The sequence below is a fragment of the Lysinibacillus sp. FW301-JW8 genome (assembly GCF_058788755.1).
The window spans coordinates 67,417-93,012 of record NZ_JBYTBB010000009.1 but is presented as its reverse complement, the minus strand read 5'-3'; the positions used below and the strand labels follow the sequence as shown (position 1 = coordinate 93,012).

The window sequence follows — 25,596 nt, the reverse complement described above, 5'->3', positions numbered from 1 at the left end:
GGGAGTATGAATGTTTTACAATCAATTAAAAATACTTGGGGTTATAGAGTGGGATCAAAATAGAGATGTTCTAGTATGTAATGAATCTGCCAAGACTTATGAAAAGTTTTTTGATGATATAAAAAAACAAGTTTCTAATGGTTATAAGTATTTTTGTATGTTGAATTCTAACTTGGAGATAAATGTTTTAAACAATGTTGAGGATTTTTCTAAGCTTACAATTTTTTTATTACCTCTAACAGAATCCGTTAGCTTAAATCAGGAAATTGATAAATTGGATAATTTAAAAAAAGAACTTGATGAAGTTATTAATTCATCATTCGACGGTATTGTTATTTCTGATGCCAAAGGAAAGATTATGTATCAGAATCCTGCTTATGAAAGAATTACAGAGCTTTCAACTGAATTTTGTATAGGAAAAAACCTACAATCATTAGTTGACAAAGGAATTATTGATGTTTCTGCATCATTGAAGGCTATCAAGGGGAATCGTGCTATTACAATAAGTCAGAAGATTAAAACAGGGAAAAGCGTTTTAGTTTCAGCCGTTCCAATCAGAAACAAGCAAGGCGAAATCATCAAAATTGTGAATAATGTTCGTGACTTAACCCAGCTAAATAATTTAGAGACAGAAATTCAACAATTAGAAATTAAAAATCAAAGAATCCATGAAGAATTACAACAATTAAAAGGGATTAGTGACCCGAAATATTCAATTATTGCACATTCTACACAAATGAAAGATGTTATTGACCGGGCTCTAAGAGTTGCACAAATTGATTCAGGCGTATTAATTCAAGGACCATCTGGTGTAGGTAAAGAAAAAATAGTAGATTTAATACATCGAAATAGTATTCGCAAGGACGGACCATTGATTAAAATTAATTGTGGTGCAATCCCCGAATCTCTTCTTGAATCGGAATTATTCGGATATGAATCAGGTTCTTTTACTGGTGCCACAAAAAAAGGTAAGGCTGGATTATTTGAGGCCGCTAATAATGGGACAATTTTTTTAGATGAAATTGGAGAAATGCCACTACAACTTCAAGTAAAACTATTACGAATACTTCAAGAACGGGAAGTTGTGCGCATTGGCGGTACAACGCCCATTCAGGTAGATGTCCGCGTAATTGCTGCAACAAACAGGAATTTATCGGATATGATTGAAGAGACGAAATTTAGAGAGGATTTATACTATCGACTTAATATTATCCCAATAAAAATTCCACCACTTGAGCAAAGAGTAGAGGATATCATTCCTCTTATTTATCATTTTACGAATAATTTAAATATTAAATATGGATTAAACCGTTCTTTTTCATCTGAAGTGCTTGAAACATTTGTCAATTATAAATGGCCAGGGAATGTCAGAGAGTTACAGAACATCGTAGAACGAGTTGTTTTAATGAGTCAACATTCAGAAATTACGATGGATGATTTACAACGGGAATTAAACTTAAATAGCGATAACATTCAAGTATCAAATAGTAATACATTAATTACCCATCATTTACCGTTAAAGGATCAGGTTGAATCTTTTGAGGAAAGTATTATTCGAGAAGCAATTAAAATTTATCCTAGTATAAGAAAAGCAGCACTTGCATTAAAAATAGATCAATCCACACTTGTAAGAAAACTACAAAAATATAAAGTAGAGAACCATTCATAAAAAAAATGACCTCCTGCTTTTAAACAGTGGAGGTCATTTATATTTAACTTTAATATTTTATTTACTAGATAATAACTGTGGTAAAAATAACGTTAATTGAGGCACAAATGTAATGACCCCCAGTAATATTAGCAACGCGACTAAAATAGGCGTTAAATGTTTAAAGGTTTCTTCAAAACGTATATTTGCCACTTTTGCCCCAATAAACAGATTTAATCCTAATGGTGGTGTTAATAAGCCTAACGTCAGGTTAAAGCATACGATCATTCCAAAATGTAATGGATCTACTCCTAAAGGTATAACGATTGGTAATAGTAATGGTACAAATATTAATAATGCTGCAACAGTTTCAATAAACATTCCTACAACTAATAAGAAAAGGTTAATTAACACTAGAACGATAATCGGATTTGTTGTAAAATCTGAAATGCCATTAGCTATATATTGTGGTACTTGCTCTAATGTTAAAATTTTACCGAAGAACGTTGCGGTACCAACGAAAATCATGACAGAACCAGATGTAACGGCAGCCTTTAAAAATACATCCATTAAATCACTGAATCGTAATTCTTTATAAATGAATATACTTACGATTAAGCTATAAACAACAGCTACTACCGCTGCTTCGGTAGGCGTTACAATACCACCATAGATCCCACCTAAAATAATAATAGGGGCTAATAATCCGAACTTTGCTTCATTTAATGATCGCCAAAAACCTATTTTTTCTTCCTCTGGTTGTTGGTCCACATAGCCTTCTTTTTTACATACAATATAGTTAATGATAATTAATATCACTGCAATTAATAAACCCGGAACAATACCAGCGATAAATAAGTCACTTATTGATACCCCTGCCATGATCCCGTAGAAAATAAAGACAATACTTGGTGGTATGATAGGACCGAGGGCACCTGCACTTGCTGTTAATGCTGCGGCGTATGGTTTCTTATAACCACTGTTAATCATGTGTGGTATCATAATTCCGCCGATACTAGCAACCGTTGCTGCACCTGATCCAGAGATTGCTGCAAAAATCAAACTTGCAAGTATTGTAATTAAACCTAAGCTTCCTGTCCATGAACCCACCATTGATTTGAAGAAATCAATAAGTCTTCTAGAAATCCCCCCTGTACTCATTAATTCACCCGCTAAGATGAAAAATGGTACAGCTAATAATGAGAACGAATCATTCGATGTAAATGTCGCTTGAATAAGAAATGAAATAGGTATTGTTCCTTCAATTAGAACAACAGTTAACGCAGAAATAGCTAAAGCAATTGCAATTGGGATATTTATTAATAGACATAGAATAAATACAATTGTGAGAATTCCAATGGCTCCTAACATTATTTCTCACCCTCTTTTCTCTTTACAAGAATATCTAATATCTCCACTACAAAAATTCTTATAGCCATTAAAAAATACCCAATTGGAATCCCTAAATAGACTACCCCCATTGGCAAATTAAGTGCTGCTGAAGTTGCGTTTTGTTTGTATAAATTAATTGCATAATGAAAGCCTAGATACGAAATATATAAACTGAACAGCATCCATATAAAACTACCTATCAAGTTGACATATGGTCGAATTTTTTTGGGGATAATCATATTCAATGCTTCTACTCTAATATGTGCTTTCGTAATGACAGCATAGCTTGCACTAATAAAAACAAACCAAACAAACAAATATCTTGATAGTTCTTCTGCCCAAACAATTGAGGAGTTAAAAACATATCTTGAAACCACAGCGGCAAACATGACTAGTGTCATAATTAATAGAATTGCAAAGCTAGCATAAGCTTCAATTGATTTCTTCATAGGCTTCTCCATTGCTTGTCCCCTCCTTTTGTGCCCTTGTAATTTCAATATGTTTCATTACAAGGGCGATATGTTGAATTTTATTTCTCAGGAAATTATTTCAATTCCTCTAGTAATTTAATAGCTAATTCATAATTTTCTTGACCAATTGCATCCATGTTGTCTTTGGCAACATTTGATGTTGCTTCTTTAAATTTCTCTCTCTCTTCCTCAGATAATTCGACTACATCCACACCTTTATCTTTTAAGCCTTCGATGGCATCTTTTTCAGCTTTCGTTACAAGGTCTATTGCGTATTTTGTATAGGAAGCTACAGATTCATCTAACGTTTTTTTCATATCTTCACTTAAACCATCATAGAAATCCTTATTTACTAGCACACCATGTAATAATAAAATGTGATTTGTCGCTGTAAAATGGTTATTTACTTCATAAAAGCGATCTCCGTAAATTAAAGGTGTTGTTGTAGATACACCATCGATTGTACCTTGCTGTAACCCTGTAAACACTTCACTATAAGCCATTGGTGTTGGGTTTGCTTTCATTGACTTCAAGGTACTTAAATGTAAATTTGCAGATGAGCTTCTAATCTTCAAACCTTTTAGATCTTCGGGTTCCTTAACAGATGTTTTACCATTTAAAATGCTATAGTAACCTAAATCAATGAATCCAAGCAGATACATATTTGATTTATCGGCAACTTCTTTCTTTAATAGGTCACCATATTCTCCCTCTAGGAAAGTGTAAAATTGTTCACGGCTATCAAATAAAAATGGTACATCGAAAATATTAAAAGCATTTGCACCAATTGAATTCGCAATACCGTATGCCGATGTTGTTGACAGTTGAATTGTACCGTTTTGCAATAATTCCGCTGTTGTTTCATCAGAAGTTGTTAATGTACCGCCATTATAAATTTCAACGTTTACATCACCGTTGCTTTTCTCTTCAATGGTATCCTTAAAATTCTCATATCCTAAATTTAAAAAGTTATTTGCATCAACTTGGTTGGCCATTTTTATCGTAGTTGCTTTACCATTTGATGCTGATTCTTTTCCACTGTTGCTTGAACACGCTGCTAAAAATATTAACGACAACGCCATTATTGATAACATTAATTTTTTTAGTACATTTTTATTTTTCATAGTATAATCCTCCTATTTTTTTACAAAATCAATTCAATTATTTTGATAATAATTGTTTATTTTTACAGAATTAAAAATTCATTTTAGATTGTCCACCGTCTACATTAATGGTTGCACCAACAATCCAAGAAGCTTTTTCAGACGACAAATAAACGACTACATCTGCAATTTCTTCTGGTTTACCAAAACGGCCTGCTGGAATATCATTTTTTACAAACTCTTCAATTTTATAAGGATTTTCTCTTGTTAGCCTTCCCCAAACGCCACTTTCATGATAAACACTACCAGGTGCAATGCTATTAACTCTTATACCGTATTTAACGACTTCGCTTGCTAATGCTTTCGTGAAACTAATTAATGCTGCCTTTGAATTATTGTAGGTTGCCTTGCCTCCACTTTCCCTACCATAAATAGAAGAAATGTTAATAATATTGCCTCTTCCTTGTTTTTTCATATGTTTCAGAACCAACTTGCTAAGATGTACGATCGAAAAATAATTTAATTCAAATGCTTCATAGAAATTCTCCATGGGAGTTTCTAATATACTAGAGCCATTACTTCCCCCTGCATTATTTATCAATATATCGATATGATCATGATCTAATATGTATTTTTCGATTAGACCTTCACGCTCATAATTATTCGTAATATCGGATTGATAGGTTGTAACATTTTTTAACTGCAGTTTGGCTTCATTCAAATGCTCTATAGAACGGCCAACAATTGAAACACACGCATTTTCTTCTATAAACCTCTTAGCTATTTCCAGTCCAATGCCCTTTGAACCACCAATAATCAATACATTTTTTCTAGCTAGATTCAACTCCATATAATTGCTCACTTTCTTGGGATTATTGTTTAAACACCCAATTTTTATCTTCCTAAAAATCCACCGTCTACCGGTAAGAGGATGCCATTGATATAGTTTGATTTATCTGAGCATAAAAATTGTAAAGCACCTGCTAATTCATTCGGCTCGCCAAACCGTTCAGCAGGTATACGGCTAATTAGTGATTGATATCTTGATTCATCTTCAAGAATAAATTGATTTAATGCTGTATTATAATACCCAGGAGCAATTGCATTTACATTAATACCCTTTTTAGCCCATTCATTGGATAAAGATTTTGTCAGTTGGGCAACCGCTCCTTTACTTGCAGAATAGGCAGATGCATTATAACCGCCCTGTACAGCTAATACAGATGCAATATTGACTATTTTCCCAGCGCCCTTTTTCAACATTTCATGATATGCCAGTCTACTTAATTCGAATATTGCAGTGACATTAACATCAATGATTTTTTGGAAGTCCTCAATTTGTAAATCAATTGCAGGCATTGGTTTATGGATTCCTGCATTATTTACAAGAATATCTAATTCCCCGCCTAATAGTTGGACTGCTACATGGAATACTTCTGGAATTTTCTCTAAATTCGACAAATCTGCTCGTACCCCGTATACAGAAAATCCTTCATTCTGCATATCTTTAGCAATTTTCTCTACATCATTGGAGTAATCAATAATGCAAACCTCTACACCATATTCACAAAGCCCTTTTACCATTGCTAACCCAAGACCTTGAACGCCACCTGTAAGTATTGCTTTTTTACCTTGTAAACTTTGCATAGACTCCACCCTTTACTGAATTCGCTTTCATTAATTAGTACTCTTTTCCATCAGCTCAATAATATATCCATCTGGATCATACATATAAATAGCTTTTGATCCCTTATTTGCACCTAATGTAATTTCTACAATTTTTTTAGATCTAAATTGAACTCCAGACAATTTTAGACGCTCGTACATTTCTTCTATTCCTTCAACCTTTAGACAAATATGTCCTGATCCATAATCACATGGACGAACATTTCCTGGATATCTTTCCATGCCAACATACTCAAGTAACTCTATTTCATTCCCTCCTGGAATTCTAATAAATGCAATTTTGACCTCTTGTAAATTGACAAGTTCAACTATGTCTGAAATATATTCATTACTTGAAATTTGTCTCGAGATTAATTCCAAACCTAACTTATTTACATAAAAATCTAAAGAAATCTCTAAATCCTTTACCGTTATTCCACTATGGATAAAACCTGTGACTTTCCCCTTCACATTTATCCCCCCTTTCTGCTTCACTTTTATATCATGCAAAAACCGTGCCAATTTTAAACCGTGATGAATAGCTAGCACATTTAGATTAATAACACCAGATGACCCATAAAAATATTTGCAAAAAATCATCACTTGATGATTTTTAACATCATTTCATTTTAAGGCTTCCTAACTTTTATTTCCTAGAAAATATATGAGGACTCATTTAGCGCATATTTAGGCAAATTATTAGTTCTTGACAAAATGAAGCTATATATATTTTAATTAATATATATTTCAATTATTAAAATATAAAATAATTAAAATAAAATGAGGTGAATATTTTTGATTCAAAAACTACGCACTGTAACCCTTACAAATGGCAATATTAAAGATTTAGCTACAGACTGTGAGCAATTAAATATTCGAGGAGCTGTTGCTTTACATCAAGAAATACGGCTAAAAAAGATCTCTGCACATGGTCATAGTTCTTTTCATTCCCGTGTAGTAGCGCAAATTTTCAACAGTACAGGATCATGCAGATTAAAAGATTATTGTGAAATTAATGAAATTACGAGTGCTGGTAGCTTTAAGCTGAACAATGGAAAAGTAATAAAATTAAATAGCACTGGAAAGTTAACCATTGAACAAAGTTTAGAGGCCGAATCTGTAGATGTAATTGGTATTGTGAAAGCAGCAAAAATAAATGCTAAAAGTTTCGCTTTAAAATTGTCTGGTGAAAGTGAGATTAAAGATCTGAGTGCTGATGATATTTGGGTAGATAAGGATAGGATTTCCATTCTTCCATTATTAAAGAAAAAATTAAATTGTAATTATGTAAAAGGGAAAAATGTACGTTTGTCGTATACGCACGCAGAAATAGTGGATGGGGAAGTTGTAAACGTAGGGAATAATTGCAGAATAAAAACACTTTATTATACGGAAAGTTATTCAATTGCTCCGAATTCAAAAGTACAACAAATTATACGGAGGGAAAAAGAGTGACATTTATAAAAATCATTCAAAGCTTTTTTTGCTCATTAGCCCTCTTTGTATTAGTAATCCTCTATGCAGGCTTGATTTTAAGTGCATTATTGTCAATATTAGCTGGCATTTTACGAACATTTGGTCTTGAACAAATTAAGATGAGCCTATGGAGTGGCGTTGACCTTCCAGTCGCTTTTAGTATTCCTCTAGCCCTTCTCGTAGCTCTACTGCTTTTCTTTTGTTCAATGTATGTCAAACGCTCTATCCAATTCTGTTTATCGAAGCTTAAATTTTAAAATAAAGAAGCCCATCTTTTATTTGATAATAAAAGATGGGCTTCTCACAAACAGAGTGACAAATCTACAGCTCTCCTTCAAGGAAATTGATGAGATATGTTTCAGGCTTTGCAAGAAATTCTTTAAAGCTGCATAAATTAGCATACTTCTGATGCTCCACATCATAGCAGCCAATTTGTCCTTTTTTCTTTGGATTCCATACTATTTGTAAATCAGAATAATTATCTACATGTGCTGATATACGCAGTAGCTTTTGACGGTCAATCTTCATTTCAATGGTGTCTGTCAGTGTGAAAAAGTCGATATATCCGATGTCATAGTCATTGCTATCTAGCTCAAGTTGTAGCTTTTCTCCTGTAAGGAAGCTAATCAGTTCATTACTCAATTTATATTTTTTTAACTCATATTTTTTGTTCTCCAAATCATGAAGCTGAGCTGGCTCCAATGCTTTCAAATAGTCAGCTAAAATAGTATTTTTATTGCCAATCGCAATCGTATATGGACGCTCGCCATCCTTTTCAGCTAAAGTAACGTTTGCGCCTCGTTCAACCAAGTATTTCACCATTGTTAGATTCCCCATACTTGTTGCCACTGTTAATGGAGTTGCTTGATAAGGATAAACCATATCCGGTTTATTATAATTAATGTCCACCCCTTGATCGAGTAAATATGTAATTGTCCTCATATCATGATTCGACACAGCCTGACGCAATACTGGACCACCGTACTGTCTTATATCCAGACCTAGCTCATGAATGAGTGAAATATTATTTTTATTACCATAGTAGGCCTGTGAATAGGCACCAGAATTGACCTGATTCAGCATGTCCAGCTTCGCTCCATGCTTTACAATATAACGTACTACATCTTCTTTACAATAACGAACAGCTACCAAAAAGGCTGGATTATTTTTAACGTTCAAATTTACACCATGCTCTACTAGCAACTTTATAACATCCAGTCTCTGTAATCTTAGCGACAAATCTAATGGACTTAACGAGATATTCTGACTCAATATCATGTCCTCTTCAATATTCCAGCCCTCTTCAATAGTAAGCAGTAAAGCGGGAACATTTCCGTTGTAAATATGCATTGCTATTTCTGGAAGATCGTGAAATTTACCGATATTTTTTAGATTAATCATTTACCCCATTCCTTTCTTTATGAAAAGTATAGATAACAACTTTAGCGAAAACAACGGTACATAAGATTTATAGCATCAGCTGGCAAGTTAATGAAAGATTATATAAGTATTAAGGTATTTTCCATCTTTAATTAGCACCCTAAATGTTGAATAATTCTCCGAAATAATGTTGCTCATTCAACTTTTGTATTAAATATTTGTAAATTTGTCATTATTTACAGTACATTCTAATATAATAGAAATAATCGATTATACTACAGCTTTTTTCTATAAAAAATAGAATCCCCAATCCCTAATTAGATTGAAGATTCTATGCTGTGGAAACGGTTGTCCAAATGTTGCTTTACATCTGCTGTCTCCAAGTATTTATTTTAAAGCAAGTGCTTTATCAGTTGTTTCATTAATCTCTTTAAGAAGCTCTGGATTTTGTGCTAATGATAAGCCATAAGATGGGATCATTTCTTTAATTTTTGGCTCCCATTCTTTGATTTGTTGAGGGAAACATTTATTGATTACCTCAAGCATAACGTGAACAGCCGTAGAAGCACCTGGTGAAGCTCCAAGTAAAGCTGCAATTGATCCATCAGAAGCGCTTACAACTTCCGTACCAAATTGAAGCGTACCTTTTCCACCAGCTTCTGTGTCCTTAATTACTTGTACACGTTGTCCAGCAACAATGATATCCCAATCATCGCTCTTCGCATTTGGGATGAAATCACGTAACTCATCCATGCGCTGCTCTTTTGAAAGCATAAGCTGTTGGATTAAATACTTTGTTAATCCCATCTCTTTAACGCCTGCCGCTAATAAAGTTGTGATATTATGCGGTTTTACAGAAGCAAATAAATCCATATTTGAACCTGTTTTTAAGAACTTAGGTGAGAACCCTGCGAATGGTCCAAATAATAATGATTTTTTGTTATCAATATAACGTGTATCAAGATGAGGAACTGACATTGGCGGAGCGCCAACTTTTGCTTTTCCGTACACTTTTGCATGGTGCTGGTCAGCAACTTCTTGATTTTTACATGCTAAGAATAGTCCACTGATAGGGAATCCACCAATATGCTTCCCTTCAGGAATACCTGATTTTTGTAGTAATTCAAGGCTTCCTCCACCAGCTCCAAGGAAGACAAATTTTGCTGAATGATATTCCATTTTGCATCCATCTAAATCATGTACACGCACTTCCCAAGTTCCATCGCTTGCTTGTTTTAGACTTTCAACACTGTGGTTGTAGTTAATATCTACATCTTTTGTTTTTAAGTGATCAAATAACATGCGTGTTAAAGCACCAAAGTTAACGTCTGTACCAGTGTCAATTTTTGTTGCAGCAATAGCTTCATCTGCAGAACGGTCTTGCATAATAAGAGGAATCCATTCCTTTAGTTTTTCTGGGTCATCAGAAAATTCCATGCCTTGGAATAAAGGATTTTTCGTCATTGTTTCATGACGTTTTTTTAGGAACTCAACATTGTCTTTCCCTTGTACTAAGCTCATATGTGGTAAAGGCATAATGAAGTCTTGTGGGTTATTGATCAATTTATTGTTTACTAGATAAGACCAAAACTGTCTTGAAACTTGGAACTGCTCATTAACGTTAATCGCTTTGCTGATATCGATTGATCCGTCTTTTTTCTCGGAAGTGTAGTTAAGCTCACATAGTGCAGCATGCCCAGTTCCCGCATTGTTCAATTCTTGAGAACTTTCTTCACCGGCTTTATCGAGCTTCTCAAACACTGTAATTTTCCAATCTGGTGCTAATTCTTTGAGCAGTGTTCCCAAAGTCGCACTCATGATTCCGGCACCAATTAAGATAACATCTGATTTAATTTGTCTGTTACTCATTTTTACCTTCCTTATATATTAAGATTTGCAGAAAGGATGTAAGCACTCCGCTTAGATGTCAAAGCAAGCCATGGAGCGACCTAGGAGCACACCTTTTCTGTATCAATTATTACCTTATTGCAGTTTATCACAATTACTTGAAGATTAAAATATCAACTATTTATATGAGATTTAACGGCATATTTCGAGCCATTTCATTCATAATTCAAGAAAAAAACGAACAAATACATAATTAAAAGTATCCTTAGAAATTCATGCATTTTGGATTACTTGGCCTAAAAATGGTTAGCGCTTTCATATAAATAAGTGAAGTTGATTATTATATCTATATAATAACATAAAAATATGGAACCAGTCTTGTTTTTGTACTAGCCCCACTCCACATCTAAATATACCGAATTTTCTCAAAATTTACTAGCATTATTTTTATTTTATGTCTATTTTTACTTGTTAAAGAAAGTAGATAATTTTTGTTGTATTGATTCAGGTAGTATACGGAAAAATAATCCCTCGTATTTGAGATCGAGTAAACCAGCGATGACAATTATAATAATGCTAAATAATAAAATTGGTTTTTTTTTATTTTTAGAAATCCACTTCATAAGCTCCCCCCTCGATAAAAACATTCTTTTCCTATAATAAAGGACAAGCTTATATAGATAAATAGATTTTTACTAATGGAAGAGCAATTTTATTCCTTGTCATCTATATAGAGATTTTTACATAAGCTAATACAATTGTTAATTCGAAAGGAATGGTTATGGTAAATTTTAAATCTTTCCGTGGAATTGTAACACAAATAAATGATTTTCCTGTAGGGCAAAATAGGGATGTTGAGGGCTGCTATAAACTTTTAACTGTAGAAGATGGTGCTGGGGGCGTTGTAAATTTTGTCGTTTCTCCCTCTACTTACTTTGTTAATCAGGAAATAGTTAGACCAGGTGATTGGGTTACGGGCTACTATGATGGGGACGCTCCTGTACCTATGATATACCCGCCACAATATCGAGCTCTTATTGTTGTAAAGGAAAGTAATTACCAAAATGTAAAGGTTGACTTTTTTGATAACCATCTGATGAGCAGTGATGGTCAACTACAATTAAATCTCTCTCCATCTACGGTTATCTTGCTTAAAAACGGGCAGCCTTTTTCTAGAAATCCCGCTAATCGAAACCTAATTGTCCTCTATGGTGCTACAACAAGAAGTATTCCGGCTCAAACCACACCCCATGAGATAATTATTTGGTGCTGATTTCGAACAGAAAATGGCTTAAGTCTAGAGCTTAAGCCATTTTTAATCTGCCCGACGATGAAGGTTCAAATGCTCTACTGCTTTTTTACATTATCTTTCATGTCATGTAGTTGCTGTTTGATTTGCTCTAGGTACTCTTTATTTTGCTGGACAGTATCCAAATGCTCACCATATTGATGTGCATTCATATACGCATTTTCTGCATGGTCTATTTGATCAAATGCATGTTCGATCGCTATTTCCTCAGGGTGTGATTTTGCATGCTTTAACAAACGTTCTGCCTTTTGGACAGAATTACTAAATAAAGTGCTAGGATGATCCTGTTTCCAGCTTATATCAGAGTGCTTTGCCAATTTTACCTCTCCCTTTCTTGACCATTCAATAAGTTACCTAGACCTAGTATTTTTAAAATGGACAGAAAATATGCAGGAAAATGATTTGTAAGAGCATTATTGCTTTTTTTCCCAAATTAGAACAGCATCTTTTAAAATATTTTTCCAAGTTTCCTTATTAGCTGCTATTTTTTCAAAGTCATATTCCGCATAGTATACAGCGTCAATTTCTTCAGCTTCAGGAAATTCAAAAATAAAATCCTGCTCATTGCGTGCTTTTCCATTATTAATAAGCTGCCGAGTAGGCGAATCTGCAATTGTTTTATTATAATAAATAAAGCTTATATTCTTTTTCTCGCCATCTATTTCAAGAAGCATAGGATGTGTGACGCTAACACTTGCATAGCTTTTACCATAGTAATGGGCAAATAGTGTTTTATCTTCGTTATTTTCAATTTTCATCGTATCCTCTGAATATGGAATTACCGTTTCATAATGAAAGACATATTCAAATACACCTAATAAAATTAAAGCTGTGATGAAAGCAGAGATACCTGAAACGATTATTTTTTTCTTTCGCCATTTCTTATTAATCCTTTTAAAGAGATTCACTTTATTCTCTTCAGGAATATACATTTCATGCTTCATTTGCTGGTACTCGAGCTGACATTTTTTACAATGCTTGATATGCTTCTCAACCATTTCTTTGGTATCCTGACTAACTACCTCATCAACATAAAGAGGTAAAATATCTTGAATAATTGTGCACTTAATCTCCGTCATGATTGATCGCCTCCATATACTCTAATATTTGCTTTCTAGCCCTGTAAAAGGTTACCCTAGCCCATCCTGCGCTTTTTCCAAAAAGCCTCCCTATTTTCTCAAAAGAGAGCTCCCCAAAGGTTCGTAGTGAAAAGACTTCCTTGTATGGTTCCTTCATTGAATGTAGAAACTGATGAACTGCAAATGCATCCTCTTCATTCATTAAATGCTTCACAATATGGACGCCTGTTTCTGTTGTCTCATTTAAATTAGAATCAATTTGCTTTTTCCTCTTTTTGTAATAAGAGAAGTATGTATTTTTAGCAATTATAAAGAGCCATGCTCGAATATCCTTAGAACCATCAAAACTTTCAATGTTCTTTAACGCTTTAAAAAAAGTTTCCTGGGTAATTTCTTCAGCTATAACATCGTTATGACTCAATGATTTCAGATATAAATAAACATCCTGAAAATATTTGTGATAGATTTCATCAAAGTCCATGTCTTTTCACCTCCTCACTTAAATAACTTCCGATATTTAATAATGTTACAAAAATCTTTATACAAATAAATTCCATACTCTATAACAGAAAAAGCCTGTTTTGAGAATCTTGTCCCTTGAACATGTAATTAATAGAACATATTTTTACAACCAAAATGTACCTACTCCGTCTAATATTTGAAAGGGTGTGGAGAATGCTTGAACAAGAAAGAAAGTCAGTAGAAATTGAAAGCAATTTAAGTAGAGAGGAGAGGCTTGAATGGTTAATGAAGGAATACGGAGATCAAGTTGCTCGTTTAGCTTTTACCTACTTGAAGCAAAAGCAATTATCAGAGGATATTGCCCAAGAGGTTTTTATAAAGTGTTACGAGAACCTAGACAGCTTTCGAAATGAATCTTCCTATAAAACATGGTTATATCGTATTACAGTGAACTTATGTAAAGACAAATTAAGAAGTTAGTCTTTTAGACATATAATACTTACAGAATTTTTTTCAAAAATAAAAAGCACTAATAAATCACCTGAAATGGAATTAGTTGGACTAGAGCATAAACAACTAATTGCTGAAAAAATTCTTTCTTTACCAGTGAAATATAGAGAGGTTATTATTTTATATTATTATGAAGAAATGTCATATAACCAAATATCAACTTTGTTAAATTTAAGGTTACAAACGATTAAATCCAGGCTACATAGAGCTCGCCTTTTGTTAAAAAAGTCACTTGAAGGGGGCAAAATTAATGGATGATGTATTAAAAAAAATTATACAGACTATGAATGAAACTGTATTAAAAGACATCAACTTTAATGAGAAGAATAAGGAAAATGTTCGTCAGACTATACACAAAAGAAACAAGAAGTCGTTTCATGTAAAACACAAGCTAAAATATTTGTTACCTACCGTAATAACCTTACTGTTTTTCTTAGGAACAAGCTATTTCATTATAAACGAGTTGGATATTCTATCAAGTGGAGAAAAAATCACAGGTTTAGACAAAAACATCGAGACTTTTTCTCAAGAACCTAAAATCAATCCGCACCTCTATACACCACCTGAACAAAAAGAATCTTATGAAGAGATGACAAAGGAAGATGTTGTTGCAAGGCTTTTAAATACGGTGGATTATTTTCACACTGCAGCTGGAAAGTTTAAAGAGTACTCACTATTCTACGATGACTCTGATAGTACTTCTATTACTGAGTATAAATTAAGTATAAAAAATGAAATTGGTGGGTACGAGAAAGTTACATCTCTATTTGATGAGAAGGTTATGGGGTTTGAGGAAAGTATTCAAGAATATATTTATAATAATGAAAAGCTCTGGTCTAAAGAGAGTTTAAATAAAACATTTCAAGAACAAGATTATCAACCAGAACCAAGGCGTAAAGTGGTTACCCCAGAAGAAGCATTTAGTATTAAGTTGAAAGATATATATAAAGAAAACTCCATATTTAGGGAACGACCTCAAATTGCCGCTTCAGGCTTATCTTTGTTCCCCTATGAACAAACCTCTAGTTATTTAAGAAATATGGAGCAATGGGAGATTGAAAAACAAAATGAAGAATTGTTAGACCATAATACTATTGTTTTATACGGAAAAATAGATGAGCAAGTAGTAGCGAGAATGAAGATGAAAGGAACGACTGATACTTTTCGCTTTTGGGTAGACAAAGATACTGGCATCCTAATGAAATATGAAACGTATGATAAGGATGGTAAACTTACTAGTTATCTTCATCCTGAACGTTTGGATGTAAATATACCGATTGACCCGCAGACATTTGTGCCAAACTTAGATGGCTATCACCCACCTTTAAATACTCGGAAAAGAGTAAATATTGACCCAAGGGAAGTGGATATCGAAGTTGTAGACTATGCAGACGCCATTAAGGAAGATACCGAAGATGTATTAGATTTACTTCGGAAGGATATACCATTCCTATATGAATTCACTCATTCCAAGCTTACATTATTCTCAGCTGGCTATGAAAAATATAAAGATTATAAACAAGCTTATCTTACTTATATTTTCGAAAATGAAACTCAGGTAATGTATGTACGTGCCTATCATAAAGATTCCATAGTTCGTACTTTAAGTGATTTTAATAAAGAAAAGGGCGAACAACGTGAAAAGTTTACTTTAAACGGCATTGAGTGGTCAGGTTATGAACTAACAGATTCTATAGGTGCTCATTTTATAGGCATGAAAGATGATTATAAATATGAGGTTGTTAGCCAAGACATCTCTCTTCAAGAGACAAAGGATTTATTAAAATCCTTTAAGCCTAGCAATGACCTCACAAAGCAATAATATTTTTTTCCTCATAAAATTAGAACTAAGGCCTAAACCTTAGTTCTCCATCTCAATGCTTTGAATAGTTGTCAAATATAAATTAGTGCCATGCCGTTCGCTCACTTACTGGCTGTTTGATATCTGTTTTTCCTTGTGCTTCGGCAAAGTTGTTAACTTGTGCTGAAGCTGCATCGATTTCAAACTCAGAACCAAATTCCTCCTGTTGCTGACGATTTGGGTTTGCTTGTAAATTCTTCGCATATCGCGTTGCGTTGGTATGATTTGTTTTCATATTTGACTACCATCCTTCATTGATTTTTTGAAAAGTCATAATCAAAAGTTTGTCGACTTTTCATCTAAAGTTTGCACTAGCACATGCAGTTTTATTTATAAACAACAAAGATTTAGTCATTGATATATTAAAGCCTGAAATGCTACTACATTTCAGGCTTTACAGGTTCTCTATAAACATGTACACGATTACGTCCTTCTTGCTTGGCACAATATAAAGCCATATCAGCTTTATGAAGGAGCTGATAAAGCGTTTCCTCTTCTTCGGTTATTACTTCTGCAACACCACAGCTTAACGTAATTGTGATTGTTTCCTTCAGCGTTTCTAGAGGCTGTGATGCCACATAGGAACGGAGCTCATTAGCTATCGCTTCTCCCTCCAGTGATGTTAATCCATTGAATGCAAGAACGAACTCCTCGCCTCCATATCGAGCAAAAAGTCCCCGCTCTTTCAATTGATTTTGAATAGTCTGTGCTACATGAATAAGCACTTGATCACCAACAGCATGGCCATACGTATCATTTACTTTTTTAAAATAGTCAATATCCATTAAAACGACAGTAAAGGCTGTTTGATCTTTCTTGGCCTCTAAAAAACCCTCCGTACAATACTGAAAAAAAGCCCGACGATTAAAAACTTGGGTTAGTTCATCATAATATGCCTGATGCTCTAATTTTTTTTGTAGATTTTTAAGCTCCGTAATATCAGTAAAAATCAATAACATTCCATTTCTACTGTTCTTCTGTTGTATTGATGAGAGGCGAAGCTGATAGGTCCGTGAAAGGCATTCTGAAATAGTGAGATCTAGCTGAAATTCTTTTGACCCCTCCGTTATGTCAATATTAAAGGGGATATTTTTCTCGGATAGTTCAAACCAGACTTTCACAAAATCCATACCATACATAGTGCGGTTCAGCTTCGGAAACATCCTCTGACAGGCTTCGTTAAATTCAATTAATCGCTGGGATTCATCTAGCACCATAACCCCATCATTTATATTATTAAATATCGCATTTTTCGTAATAGGCATAATTCTAAACAAACGTGATGAGCTAATTGACCATAGATATAAAAGTGAGGAAATCCATAAAACCATTGGGACCGGATCAAATCCTGGAGGCGTTAATCCAATTAAATAAACAAATGCCGTTATTATTGGAACAAACTGGCTAAACATTAGCGAAATTAATTGTGGACGATACACCTTTGTTGTTTCCTTCCAATGAGAGAGCACTAATAAAAATGCTACAAACATACTAGCAAACGTAAATATACCGTGAATTATATACCAAATACCTATCTCCTGATAAACGTAAGGTGCTCCCAAATTAGGGTCTATTTCAAACACTCTATAATGAAAATGATGAAAATCATTCGTTGCAACTGATAGCAAACTAATAAAAGGAATAATCAGTAATGAAATAAACATTTTCCTATTTAAATTTATGCCCACGTACTGCATGATAAACAATAATCCAATTGCAGGTGAAAATGCCATTCCTACATATTGAATAACTGTCCAAAACTTTATTTCATTTAGTGCAGTAGACATTAAACCAAAAGCAGATGCAAAACAGTATATGGCTATCAAAAGCGTATTACAAATAAATAATTGAGCAATCTTCGTAAAATTATGGCGTTTAAAAAATACGTACCCACTAAGATACAAATTTAATACGCCTGACGTACAAACAAGTGTGATAAAAGTAGTCAATGGTGAATTCACGGTTGTGTACCTCTTCTTTAGCAACATTTTAATTTTACAGCATAAAAAAGATAGGAAAGCTTTCTTAGTCAAAGCTGGGCACTCACTAAACTAAGCTAAATGCTACATTTATAAAAAATTTTTCGATAACTCATTTATTGGGTCTTATAAAATATTAACCTATCATTTTTAATTTTTCAAAAATAAAATGAACGATTTATTTAATTGGTGCATCTAATCAGTAAAGGAGGCATGGAGATGAACGAAATCGAACTTGCCAAACATGCAATTGATGGAAATGAAGCTGCTCAACTTCAGCTTTTAAGTTTATATAAAGAGTCTATGTATCGAGTTGCCTATAGCTATATGCGAAATGAGCATGATGCCAATGATGCTCTACAAGAGATGACATTTCAATGCCTAAAAAATATTCATAAAGTTCAAACGCCTCAATATTTTAAAACATGGCTCGTTCGAGTTGTTATCAATACATGTCTAATGATGAAGCGACAGCAAAAACAAACAATCATAGCTAATAATTTAGTGGAGCAGCCTCAGTATATGTCAGAGCTATTTGAACTAAATGATGTCATTTTACAGCTACCTATTGAACAGCAGGAGCTTATTCATTTGAAGTACTTTAGGGATTTAAAAAACAGTGAGATTGCAACCCTTAAAAATATTCCTGAGGGTACTGTTAAGTCTAGATTACATAAAACTTTAAAGAGGCTTCGTCAACTATTAGGAGAGGGGGGCTTTTCATGAATAGCTTTGACAAAGAGCAGCAACAAAGATATGAGGAATTACTTGAATCAGTGCCAGTGGACACATTACAGCCCGAATCACAATTTTATGCTTTCAAGCGATTAAAACAAAGGGCTCGCCATAAACGATTTTTACATTTAGCAATCACTGTTGCCTTTATATTGATTGCCTTTATTGGATCAATTCGAATATCTCCTGCTCTTGCACAAGCTGTTGCACAAATCCCAGGTTTAAAGCCACTGGTTGAAATGATTGCCTTCGATAAAGGAATTGAGGATATTGTCAGCAACGAATATTATGAGCATATAAATGCGAGCCAAACCATTAATGGTAAAACACTTATGATTACAGGCGTTGTAGCAGATGAATCTGGAATGATTATTTCCTATAAACTAAATTCGGATGAGGATTTAGCGACTTTCAAAGGCATAGTAACGGAAGTTAAACAGAAAGGTGAACAAGTAAAGGCAACAGTTGGTAGTAGCTGGGCAGCACAGCCTAAAGGAACATATGAAGTAGAAAATACAATTAATGTTGCCACCAGCCAAGGTCTGGACTATTCATCTAAGGATTTTAAGCTGACATTATCGCTAAATGACCACCCTGAGACAGTATTTGAAATTCCTTTTACACTAAAAAATGATGTGAAAGCATCCAAACATTATACTGTCAACAAACATGTTATTATCGATGGGCAACGCATGACAATCCATGAACTTATTATTTCTCCGATTCGTTCTGAGCTAAAAATGTCGATTGATCCAACAAATACCAAGAGAATACTAAGCTTTGAGGATATTCGCATCTATGATGAACATCAAGAAGAATGGGGAAAAATTAAAAATGGTGTCGTCGGATTTGGTAACTATGAAGATGAGCAATTTAGTATTATGCTTGAAAGTAATTATTTCCGAATGCCCAAAAGCATAACAATTGAACTGCGAGAAATTGAAGCAATTGATAAAGCTGATGATTTTATCATAGTTGATTTTGACAAGAGAAAAATTATTAGTCAGCCTGAGAATATAAATATAGAGCTTGAAATAAAAGATAATTTTGAAATTCAATATAAAATTTCCCCATATAAAAAGAATGAACACAAAGGGGTGTTTAGCCATTTAGTGGACGCAGATGGGAATATTTTTTATTCAAATAGCACTTGGATTTCAGAGTACGAAAACTATATGCTAATTGGGCAGCAATTTGATATGGAGAATGTTGAAAGACTTCCAATTAATCCAATTAAACTGGAGATTGCACGCTATGAGCAATATTTAAAAGGAAGCGGTCGTATCCAAATCGAACTTCAAAAAAATTAAACATCTTAGTAGGAAAAGCCGATTTTAGTTATTAAATCGGCTTATTTACATCATACAAAAAAAGCACTTATCGCCCAATCAATAGAAACAGAGCCAATTTCGATTGAAATTAGCTCTGTTTTATAATTCAAATAAATAGTTTAAAAAAATCCCAATATTAAATAGACTTTATCTAGTCTTTTAAATCCTCATTTCTTGTTTTATCAGGGTAGTACCTAAACATATAACCAGGTGAATTCATATATGTTTCTGACAAATATGTTTTCACTCCGAAACGAATCGTGCGTCCATAGGGATAGCCATGTTCATTAGTTACATTTTTCTTTTGAGCTATCCAACTTTGGTATGAATTAATTTCAGCTACTGTACGTGCTGTTCCTGAAATATCACTAATTGCCATTGCCATAGCAGTATTGATTTCTAGGGTGTCACCTGCCGCCACCGTACTATACGAACGATTTCCATACAACTTTGGATAAAAATCATTTGGTGAATAGGATATATGGAGACCTTTATTATTTTTATCAGAAAACATAACGTTAAAGTAAGTATTATCTGCAGATGCATTAAAGACAGAGAAATGTCTATTAAGATAATCGATAGTTTCTGGTTTTAGTAAACTCTTTAATAGATCTAATGCCTCGATATTAAAAATTTGTAAATTATGATCGCTCGTTTTAAGACTATCAGCTATTTTAAAAGGAGCTGTATCGAGTGAATCCTTTAATCTCTTGTAATAATCGCTTCGTTCACGTTGAAAAGCCTGGTAAACATCCTGATCCTGATATGCATCTGCCTTTGCAAAATGGAATGATAAATAACCTGTTCCAAGTTTGGCTAAACTAGTAATATTCTCATTGGAATTATAGTGCATTAATGCTTGCTTCCCTTGTAGAGAATCAATTCCAGCAAGATGCAATCTATGTATGAAGGAGACAGCCTGTGCACGATTTAAATAATTATTCGCTCCGAAATGACGTTCTATTAGTGCCTCGTTCGGATTTTGGCCTGTTGAAATTTGGTGATCGTATAAATATTGAATACTCTTTTCTAAAGTCAGCTCATCCTGTGCCAGATAAGCAATTGCCTCTGCTACAACACCACGTTTAACATTTTCATCACGCAGCGTATTCGAAAGATAACCATTTAACGGTACACTATAGCTTGCTAACTGATTATAATAATCATCTGCCCAATGTTTAGGATCAGCTTTTTTGACGATTGATCCCTTTGCAGTACTTAGATTAAAATAGAGAGCTAACATTTTTGCAAATTGCGCCTCGGTAACCATATTATTGGGTTTAAATGTGCCATCTGTATATCCGCTAATAATTCCTTCATTGTTTGCCCAATTAATTGCTTCATAAGCAAAGTGAGACGAACTTACATCTTTAAACTTTTGTGCAGCTTCTGTTTCTATTGGTTGGACAAAGCCTGCAACACTTATTGATAGAGCTATTGTACTTAAATATAACTTCTTCATTTAATCACCTCTAAAACAAATACTACTCTATTAGGTAATAATTTTATATTACTCTTTTTAATATCCCGAATAATATTCAAACTTATATTTTGATATTTATAATTTACCTATTTTTTTATCTAAATACTTTATTACTTCTTTAATATTTTTATGTGCCATTGTCATATTGGCATAAACGTACCCATTAGCGGTGCCAGTCAAATCTCCACTATCTAATTTCTTCATTAAGTCTTTATAACTATTATCTAAAAATAAACGGTTTATCCCAAAATTTCTATAATTAGATCATAATACCTTTCTTGTTAATAACCATTCTTTAATTATTTTATCTAATTATGACATTTCAGTATTTTCCGTTTATCCAAAAGTCACATCCTCATAATTTTAAAACACAAGAATACACAACTTTACACCTATATAGATAGAGGATTTTCTACCCTATAACACTTTAAATATACATTTACTTTATCCTTCAAACTTTATAAAATGAAATTATCGGAGGGATAATAATGTCTTATAATAGATATATTAACTTTAGTCTAAAAGGTATAATGCTGAGCTCAATAGTAGTAAGTTTATTTTTACAAATTGATGAAAAAGAAGCAAAGGCTGCTTCAAATAAACCTTTAAGCATTGCGGGAACAACAGAACCTGAAGATAATGGAGTAATTTATATTACTGAGGGTGTTTTAGAAAGAGGATATGAAATCTTTTCAAGTCCAAATTGGGTGACAGGTGACAATTCGCCAAGGAACTACTCTGATCCAGAGTTAAAAGCATTAAAAGAAAATCAGGAACCCAAGCAAACAGTAGTCCAACAAACACAGAAATTATCTGTAGAAAAGTACAAAGACTATGATTCAAATACGTATTGGGCAAAGGATATGAAGTGGGCAATTGACCAAGGTCTTATTACGGGGTATCAGAATCAAAAGCATCCTTCACAGCCATCAAAAGGGGTAGGAAATTGGATTGATCCATATGGAAGCCTAACGGAATACCAAATGCTGAATGTTATGCTACGTTACCGTGATGGAACTCAATTTGAATCTGCCAAAATCGCAATGAAGGACAAGACAGCTACAAACTTCGCGTATGTAGAGTATCATTTAGCTAACATCCACGGTATCATGACAAAAGGTTCTACATCCAATGCCAACTTTGCTAAACAGCAAGTGACACGTGGTCAAATGGCTCAAGCATTGGTTTCAATGCATTATGGAAAATCAGTAACACTTCAGCAAGCAGTAGATTTCATGTATGCAAATGGTCTTACAACAGGAGGCAATCCATCTAGGGGGCAAACACTAGAAAACTTTGGAGCAGACACAAAACTTGCAAGAGCACACATCGTGGCATTTATAGGTCGTTACAACGATGCAGTCAAAGGGGGGCAACTAAAGGATACACTCAATAATCCACCGGAGTAAAGTAACTAAAATCAGTCACTAAAGAATCAGTAGCAGGAAATGAATTCATCAAATTCGCACCTATTAAATCGGTAGAAAAGTTGAATTTTATCAAAATTATGTAATCAACTATGCTGTAAAAAAGGGGTACGATATGTACTCCCTTTTGCTTACCTAAAGCCACTCCTTTTATTAGGAATGGCTCTTTTTCGAAACTTACATTTCCCCTAAAACTTCCTTATGCAAATCAATTAACAGCCTGAAGGGATTATCCCATAGATTAAGTTCTTTTCATAAGCTTATCTGACAAATCGCTTTAACAGCCATTAGGTTCCACAATAGATCACGTCTTAAAAAAGCACGTTACTTCAATAAATTATTATTCTTTTGTCAAGAACAGACTTGTTTTGCACTTGATTTCCTAAGATATATAACTTTTTCAAATTGGGCAAATTCACTAAAGATTCTACATTTGTAATTGCGTTATTTTCCAAATGAAGCATCTCAATTTGTTGCCAATTCTCCATAAAACTTAATGATTGTAGTGAGCTATCCTGCATTGTAAATGAACGTAGAGCAGAAATGCCAGCAAAGTAAGGCATGACCTTATCAACTTCATGCAACCATTCACCGTTACCTATTTGGAAGGAACTATCATTCAATGTCAAATGTTCCAGTATGTTGTTGTTAAAAGAGTTTTTACTATTAAATCGAAACTTACACTCATAACAATTTATCGTTTTTACATGCTGTAAATTAAATAACTCACTCGTTTCATCGTAAAAAGATGTCTCATTAAAATTTAATGTTTGTAGATTTGGTAGACGATTTAAGGCACTAATACCTGTAAAATCGCTATACTCCATCGCGGTAAGCTGTTCTAGCTGTGGATATTTTAGTAACTGTGCTCCATTAAAATACGACTCCGACCCTCTAATATATACAGTCAAGTTTTTTAAAGCAGGTGCCTCTAACTTAGAAATGATAGAACTTGTTAATTCCGCTTTTTTTAAATGAGGTGCTACAATTGATGATATTTCGCCACTATAACCAATTATTGATAAATCGGTCAATGAAGTCAGGCTATTCACAATATCAAGTAAATCTAATTTATAAAGAGAAGTTAAACGCAGCTTAGTTAATGACGACTTATCTCTAAGGCGCTCTAAATTCGTAATATCCATATTTTCAAGATCAAGCGATTGCAGGTTGGGCATGTTTTGTATAAAATCAAGCGTTTTTAAATTTTTTACCGATGTAAGCTTCAATTCTTGTAGTTGATTCAATGAGTAAAACGCGCTAAAATCTGTCGCCTCACTCATATCTATTGCTAACGATTCTAAACCTGTTAATGAAGACAACCACTTTAAATCATTGGTATAACTTAAAGACAATGATTTTAATGACAGTTGATTCAGCAGATGGAAGTCTGTAACCGTCTCGGTCAAATAAGAAATCTCAAGTGATCGAAGATTGGGAAACTCTAATAATAATGCAAATTCATCATTACTTCGAATTTGGACAGAGAGCTCTACAACGTTAGACTTATCACTAAAATATTCGGCAATTCTACTAAATGATTCATTAAAGCTGCCTGTATAGCTTTTTAAGTTTTTCAGATGTCGAAAGCTTACTTTTTCACTCTGAGATATTTCATATTCATTCATGAACTTCAATACAGTCAGTCCAGTAAAGGCTTCAAAGTCCTTTTGTTCGATTTTTTGAGTATTTAATATCTTATCCATAACAATATAGTTTGAAATTTCAGCCTGCTTATTCGTAAAAGGGTCATCAAAGCTGTAATCAAAATGCCACTGATTATCAGTATAGTAGGTAGTTAAATAGCGGATGCTTGCTATTTCTTCTTTAGTCGGCATCGCTTCACCTTTATTAAAAATATCTTTTAAAAAGACCAAAAGAGCTTCGCTTTCCGGCATAGTTCGAACAGGTATTTTTTCATGGTTACCATATTCAGTTTGATTATTGCTCAAAAGAAAATACCCAAAGAATGCACAAATAATTACGATTGGCACAATTAAAAGCGCCTTTAGATTCGTATTTGGATGTGTTTTTGTTTTAGGAGGAGTTGTTCCATAATAATTATTAATCGTCTGATCAACATAATAGACATTATTCTCCTTCAACATTAATTCAGTTTCACAAAAAGGACATCTAAATGACTGCCTCTCTTTATATTCGATTTTCCCATTACAATTTGGACAATTTAATTTAATAAGTCCCATTGGCGCCCTCCTAGTCAACCATTTTTGTCTAGCCAATAAAATGTTCCCAACCCAAATATATTTATTTTTCAATAAGCTTAGTTGTCTAAAATAAAAATGTCAATATTTCCTTTATCCCTAAAATCCCCCTGGTTTACGTAATAAATGTAAGAGAGACGATGACAAGGTATATGTCGTCGTCTCTTCATTTTGTTTTCTGTTAATTGGAATGAACAATATCATTCCACAAATAAT

General features: G+C 33.7%; 24 protein-coding genes and 1 pseudogene. 9 read left to right on the top strand and 16 right to left on the bottom strand.

From position 1 onward, the window contains the following. The first annotated feature begins 10 nt into the window (after window positions 1–10). Window positions 11–1,669, top strand: a complete 1,659-nt coding sequence (locus AC3WOM_RS06035; protein ID WP_427548306.1) for a sigma-54 interaction domain-containing protein — start codon at window positions 11–13, stop codon at window positions 1,667–1,669. Between the two features lie 57 nt (window positions 1,670–1,726). On the opposite strand, the gene AC3WOM_RS06030 is transcribed toward AC3WOM_RS06035, so the two are convergent. The 6 genes from AC3WOM_RS06030 to AC3WOM_RS06005 all read right to left on the bottom strand — a co-directional run bounded on the left by AC3WOM_RS06030 (window position 1,727) and on the right by AC3WOM_RS06005 (window position 6,749). Then, entirely contained in the window at window positions 1,727–3,019 is a 1,293-nt protein-coding gene (locus AC3WOM_RS06030; protein ID WP_427548304.1) for a TRAP transporter large permease, read from the bottom strand. Next, on the bottom strand, window positions 3,019–3,501 hold the full coding sequence (locus tag AC3WOM_RS06025) for a TRAP transporter small permease (RefSeq protein WP_492445610.1): 483 nt from the start codon (window positions 3,499–3,501) through the stop codon (window positions 3,019–3,021). Before AC3WOM_RS06025 ends, AC3WOM_RS06030 begins: the two co-directional genes overlap by 1 nt. An 83-nt stretch (window positions 3,502–3,584) precedes the next feature. Then, a complete protein-coding gene (locus AC3WOM_RS06020; RefSeq protein ID WP_427548300.1) occupies window positions 3,585–4,634 on the bottom strand; it encodes a TRAP transporter substrate-binding protein in 1,050 nt (349 codons plus the stop codon). A 70-nt stretch (window positions 4,635–4,704) separates the two neighbouring features. Next, window positions 4,705–5,463: an SDR family NAD(P)-dependent oxidoreductase gene (locus AC3WOM_RS06015; protein WP_427548298.1), complete on the bottom strand. Its 759-nt coding sequence runs from the start codon at window positions 5,461–5,463 to the stop codon at window positions 4,705–4,707. Window positions 5,464–5,507: 44 nt separating this feature from the next. Next, entirely contained in the window at window positions 5,508–6,260 is a 753-nt protein-coding gene (locus AC3WOM_RS06010) for an SDR family NAD(P)-dependent oxidoreductase (RefSeq protein WP_427548297.1), read from the bottom strand. A gap of 30 nt (window positions 6,261–6,290) precedes the next feature. Further along, on the bottom strand, window positions 6,291–6,749 hold the full coding sequence (locus AC3WOM_RS06005) for a VOC family protein (protein ID WP_427548295.1): 459 nt from the start codon (window positions 6,747–6,749) through the stop codon (window positions 6,291–6,293). A 324-nt stretch (window positions 6,750–7,073) separates the two neighbouring features. On the opposite strand from AC3WOM_RS06005, the gene AC3WOM_RS06000 reads away from it, so the two are divergent. Together AC3WOM_RS06000 and AC3WOM_RS05995 are read left to right on the top strand one after the other, a co-directional pair. Then, complete coding sequence (locus AC3WOM_RS06000; RefSeq protein ID WP_492445608.1) at window positions 7,074–7,733, top strand: hypothetical protein; 660 nt, start codon at window positions 7,074–7,076, stop codon at window positions 7,731–7,733. Next, the gene (locus AC3WOM_RS05995; RefSeq protein WP_492445606.1) at window positions 7,730–8,011 is read left to right on the top strand and encodes a hypothetical protein; all 282 of its coding nucleotides are present in this window, start codon (window positions 7,730–7,732) and stop codon (window positions 8,009–8,011) included. Before AC3WOM_RS06000 ends, AC3WOM_RS05995 begins: the two co-directional genes overlap by 4 nt. A 64-nt stretch (window positions 8,012–8,075) precedes the next feature. Here the strand turns inward: AC3WOM_RS05995 and AC3WOM_RS05990 are convergent, their stop codons facing one another. From AC3WOM_RS05990 to AC3WOM_RS05980, 3 genes are all read right to left on the bottom strand, one after another. Further along, a complete protein-coding gene (locus AC3WOM_RS05990) occupies window positions 8,076–9,155 on the bottom strand; it encodes an ankyrin repeat domain-containing protein (RefSeq protein WP_492445604.1) in 1,080 nt (359 codons plus the stop codon). 366 nt (window positions 9,156–9,521) lie between these two features. After that, window positions 9,522–11,003, bottom strand: coding sequence for a malate:quinone oxidoreductase (locus tag AC3WOM_RS05985; RefSeq protein WP_427549760.1), 1,482 nt, complete (start codon window positions 11,001–11,003; stop codon window positions 9,522–9,524). A gap of 443 nt (window positions 11,004–11,446) precedes the next feature. After that, entirely contained in the window at window positions 11,447–11,605 is a 159-nt protein-coding gene (locus AC3WOM_RS05980) for a hypothetical protein (RefSeq protein WP_492445602.1), read from the bottom strand. 158 nt (window positions 11,606–11,763) lie between these two features. On the opposite strand from AC3WOM_RS05980, the gene AC3WOM_RS05975 reads away from it, so the two are divergent. Continuing rightward, window positions 11,764–12,255, top strand: coding sequence for a hypothetical protein (locus AC3WOM_RS05975; RefSeq protein WP_427549764.1), 492 nt, complete (start codon window positions 11,764–11,766; stop codon window positions 12,253–12,255). Between the two features lie 74 nt (window positions 12,256–12,329). Here the strand turns inward: AC3WOM_RS05975 and AC3WOM_RS05970 are convergent, their stop codons facing one another. From AC3WOM_RS05970 to AC3WOM_RS05960, 3 genes are all read right to left on the bottom strand, one after another. After that, complete coding sequence (locus AC3WOM_RS05970; RefSeq protein WP_427549766.1) at window positions 12,330–12,608, bottom strand: hypothetical protein; 279 nt, start codon at window positions 12,606–12,608, stop codon at window positions 12,330–12,332. A 96-nt stretch (window positions 12,609–12,704) separates the two neighbouring features. After that, complete coding sequence (locus AC3WOM_RS05965; protein WP_492445599.1) at window positions 12,705–13,370, bottom strand: zf-HC2 domain-containing protein; 666 nt, start codon at window positions 13,368–13,370, stop codon at window positions 12,705–12,707. Continuing rightward, the gene (locus tag AC3WOM_RS05960) at window positions 13,357–13,851 is read right to left on the bottom strand and encodes an RNA polymerase sigma factor (protein WP_427549772.1); all 495 of its coding nucleotides are present in this window, start codon (window positions 13,849–13,851) and stop codon (window positions 13,357–13,359) included. The genes AC3WOM_RS05965 and AC3WOM_RS05960 overlap by 14 nt, the downstream gene beginning before the upstream one ends. Window positions 13,852–14,045: 194 nt before the next feature. On the opposite strand from AC3WOM_RS05960, the pseudogene AC3WOM_RS05955 reads away from it, so the two are divergent. Both AC3WOM_RS05955 and AC3WOM_RS05950 read left to right on the top strand, forming a co-directional pair. Next, window positions 14,046–14,600 (top strand): annotated as a pseudogene (locus AC3WOM_RS05955) (sigma-70 family RNA polymerase sigma factor). Further along, window positions 14,593–16,164, top strand: a complete 1,572-nt coding sequence (locus AC3WOM_RS05950; protein WP_492445597.1) for a hypothetical protein — start codon at window positions 14,593–14,595, stop codon at window positions 16,162–16,164. The pseudogene AC3WOM_RS05955 and the gene AC3WOM_RS05950 overlap by 8 nt, the downstream one beginning before the upstream one ends. A gap of 82 nt (window positions 16,165–16,246) precedes the next feature. Here AC3WOM_RS05950 and AC3WOM_RS05945 read toward each other — a convergent pair whose 3' ends face one another. Beyond that, window positions 16,247–16,438: a hypothetical protein gene (locus AC3WOM_RS05945; RefSeq protein WP_427549777.1), complete on the bottom strand. Its 192-nt coding sequence runs from the start codon at window positions 16,436–16,438 to the stop codon at window positions 16,247–16,249. Window positions 16,439–16,583: 145 nt separating this feature from the next. Continuing rightward, complete coding sequence (locus AC3WOM_RS05940) at window positions 16,584–18,164, bottom strand: histidine kinase N-terminal 7TM domain-containing diguanylate cyclase (RefSeq protein WP_492445595.1); 1,581 nt, start codon at window positions 18,162–18,164, stop codon at window positions 16,584–16,586. A 237-nt stretch (window positions 18,165–18,401) separates the two neighbouring features. On the opposite strand from AC3WOM_RS05940, the gene AC3WOM_RS05935 reads away from it, so the two are divergent. Both AC3WOM_RS05935 and AC3WOM_RS05930 read left to right on the top strand, forming a co-directional pair. After that, the gene (locus AC3WOM_RS05935; RefSeq protein ID WP_492445594.1) at window positions 18,402–18,908 is read left to right on the top strand and encodes a sigma-70 family RNA polymerase sigma factor; all 507 of its coding nucleotides are present in this window, start codon (window positions 18,402–18,404) and stop codon (window positions 18,906–18,908) included. Beyond that, entirely contained in the window at window positions 18,905–20,227 is a 1,323-nt protein-coding gene (locus tag AC3WOM_RS05930) for a DUF4179 domain-containing protein (RefSeq protein WP_492445592.1), read from the top strand. Before AC3WOM_RS05935 ends, AC3WOM_RS05930 begins: the two co-directional genes overlap by 4 nt. A 172-nt stretch (window positions 20,228–20,399) precedes the next feature. On the opposite strand, the gene AC3WOM_RS05925 is transcribed toward AC3WOM_RS05930, so the two are convergent. Then, window positions 20,400–21,710, bottom strand: a complete 1,311-nt coding sequence (locus tag AC3WOM_RS05925; protein ID WP_492445590.1) for an S-layer homology domain-containing protein — start codon at window positions 21,708–21,710, stop codon at window positions 20,400–20,402. A 509-nt stretch (window positions 21,711–22,219) separates the two neighbouring features. Between AC3WOM_RS05925 and AC3WOM_RS05920 the strand changes: the two genes are divergently transcribed. Then, window positions 22,220–23,140 carry a hypothetical protein gene (locus AC3WOM_RS05920; RefSeq protein WP_492445588.1) on the top strand — a complete coding sequence of 307 codons (921 nt, stop codon included), beginning with the start codon at window positions 22,220–22,222 and terminating at the stop codon, window positions 23,138–23,140. Between the two features lie 347 nt (window positions 23,141–23,487). Here AC3WOM_RS05920 and AC3WOM_RS05915 read toward each other — a convergent pair whose 3' ends face one another. Continuing rightward, complete coding sequence (locus tag AC3WOM_RS05915; RefSeq protein WP_492445586.1) at window positions 23,488–25,362, bottom strand: leucine-rich repeat domain-containing protein; 1,875 nt, start codon at window positions 25,360–25,362, stop codon at window positions 23,488–23,490. Window positions 25,363–25,596 lie beyond the last annotated feature (234 nt).

What these genes read in the sequence shown, in the direction of transcription:
- AC3WOM_RS06035 (WP_427548306.1), top strand. Translation starts at nt 11, where the DNA reads ATGTTTTACAATCAATTAAAAATACTTGGGGTTATAGAGTGGGATCAA.
- AC3WOM_RS06030 (WP_427548304.1), bottom strand. Translation starts at nt 3,019, where the DNA reads ATGTTAGGAGCCATTGGAATTCTCACAATTGTATTTATTCTATGTCTA.
- AC3WOM_RS06025 (WP_492445610.1), bottom strand. Translation starts at nt 3,501, where the DNA reads ATGGAGAAGCCTATGAAGAAATCAATTGAAGCTTATGCTAGCTTTGCA.
- AC3WOM_RS06020 (WP_427548300.1), bottom strand. Translation starts at nt 4,634, where the DNA reads ATGAAAAATAAAAATGTACTAAAAAAATTAATGTTATCAATAATGGCG.
- AC3WOM_RS06015 (WP_427548298.1), bottom strand. Translation starts at nt 5,463, where the DNA reads ATGGAGTTGAATCTAGCTAGAAAAAATGTATTGATTATTGGTGGTTCA.
- AC3WOM_RS06010 (WP_427548297.1), bottom strand. Translation starts at nt 6,260, where the DNA reads ATGCAAAGTTTACAAGGTAAAAAAGCAATACTTACAGGTGGCGTTCAA.
- AC3WOM_RS05990 (WP_492445604.1), bottom strand. Translation starts at nt 9,155, where the DNA reads ATGATTAATCTAAAAAATATCGGTAAATTTCACGATCTTCCAGAAATA.
- AC3WOM_RS05985 (WP_427549760.1), bottom strand. Translation starts at nt 11,003, where the DNA reads ATGAGTAACAGACAAATTAAATCAGATGTTATCTTAATTGGTGCCGGA.
- AC3WOM_RS05980 (WP_492445602.1), bottom strand. Translation starts at nt 11,605, where the DNA reads ATGAAGTGGATTTCTAAAAATAAAAAAAAACCAATTTTATTATTTAGC.
- AC3WOM_RS05975 (WP_427549764.1), top strand. Translation starts at nt 11,764, where the DNA reads ATGGTAAATTTTAAATCTTTCCGTGGAATTGTAACACAAATAAATGAT.
- AC3WOM_RS05965 (WP_492445599.1), bottom strand. Translation starts at nt 13,370, where the DNA reads ATGACGGAGATTAAGTGCACAATTATTCAAGATATTTTACCTCTTTAT.
- AC3WOM_RS05960 (WP_427549772.1), bottom strand. Translation starts at nt 13,851, where the DNA reads ATGGACTTTGATGAAATCTATCACAAATATTTTCAGGATGTTTATTTA.
- AC3WOM_RS05950 (WP_492445597.1), top strand. Translation starts at nt 14,593, where the DNA reads ATGGATGATGTATTAAAAAAAATTATACAGACTATGAATGAAACTGTA.
- AC3WOM_RS05945 (WP_427549777.1), bottom strand. Translation starts at nt 16,438, where the DNA reads ATGAAAACAAATCATACCAACGCAACGCGATATGCGAAGAATTTACAA.
- AC3WOM_RS05935 (WP_492445594.1), top strand. Translation starts at nt 18,402, where the DNA reads ATGAACGAAATCGAACTTGCCAAACATGCAATTGATGGAAATGAAGCT.
- AC3WOM_RS05930 (WP_492445592.1), top strand. Translation starts at nt 18,905, where the DNA reads ATGAATAGCTTTGACAAAGAGCAGCAACAAAGATATGAGGAATTACTT.
- AC3WOM_RS05925 (WP_492445590.1), bottom strand. Translation starts at nt 21,710, where the DNA reads ATGAAGAAGTTATATTTAAGTACAATAGCTCTATCAATAAGTGTTGCA.
- AC3WOM_RS05920 (WP_492445588.1), top strand. Translation starts at nt 22,220, where the DNA reads ATGTCTTATAATAGATATATTAACTTTAGTCTAAAAGGTATAATGCTG.
- AC3WOM_RS05915 (WP_492445586.1), bottom strand. Translation starts at nt 25,362, where the DNA reads ATGGGACTTATTAAATTAAATTGTCCAAATTGTAATGGGAAAATCGAA.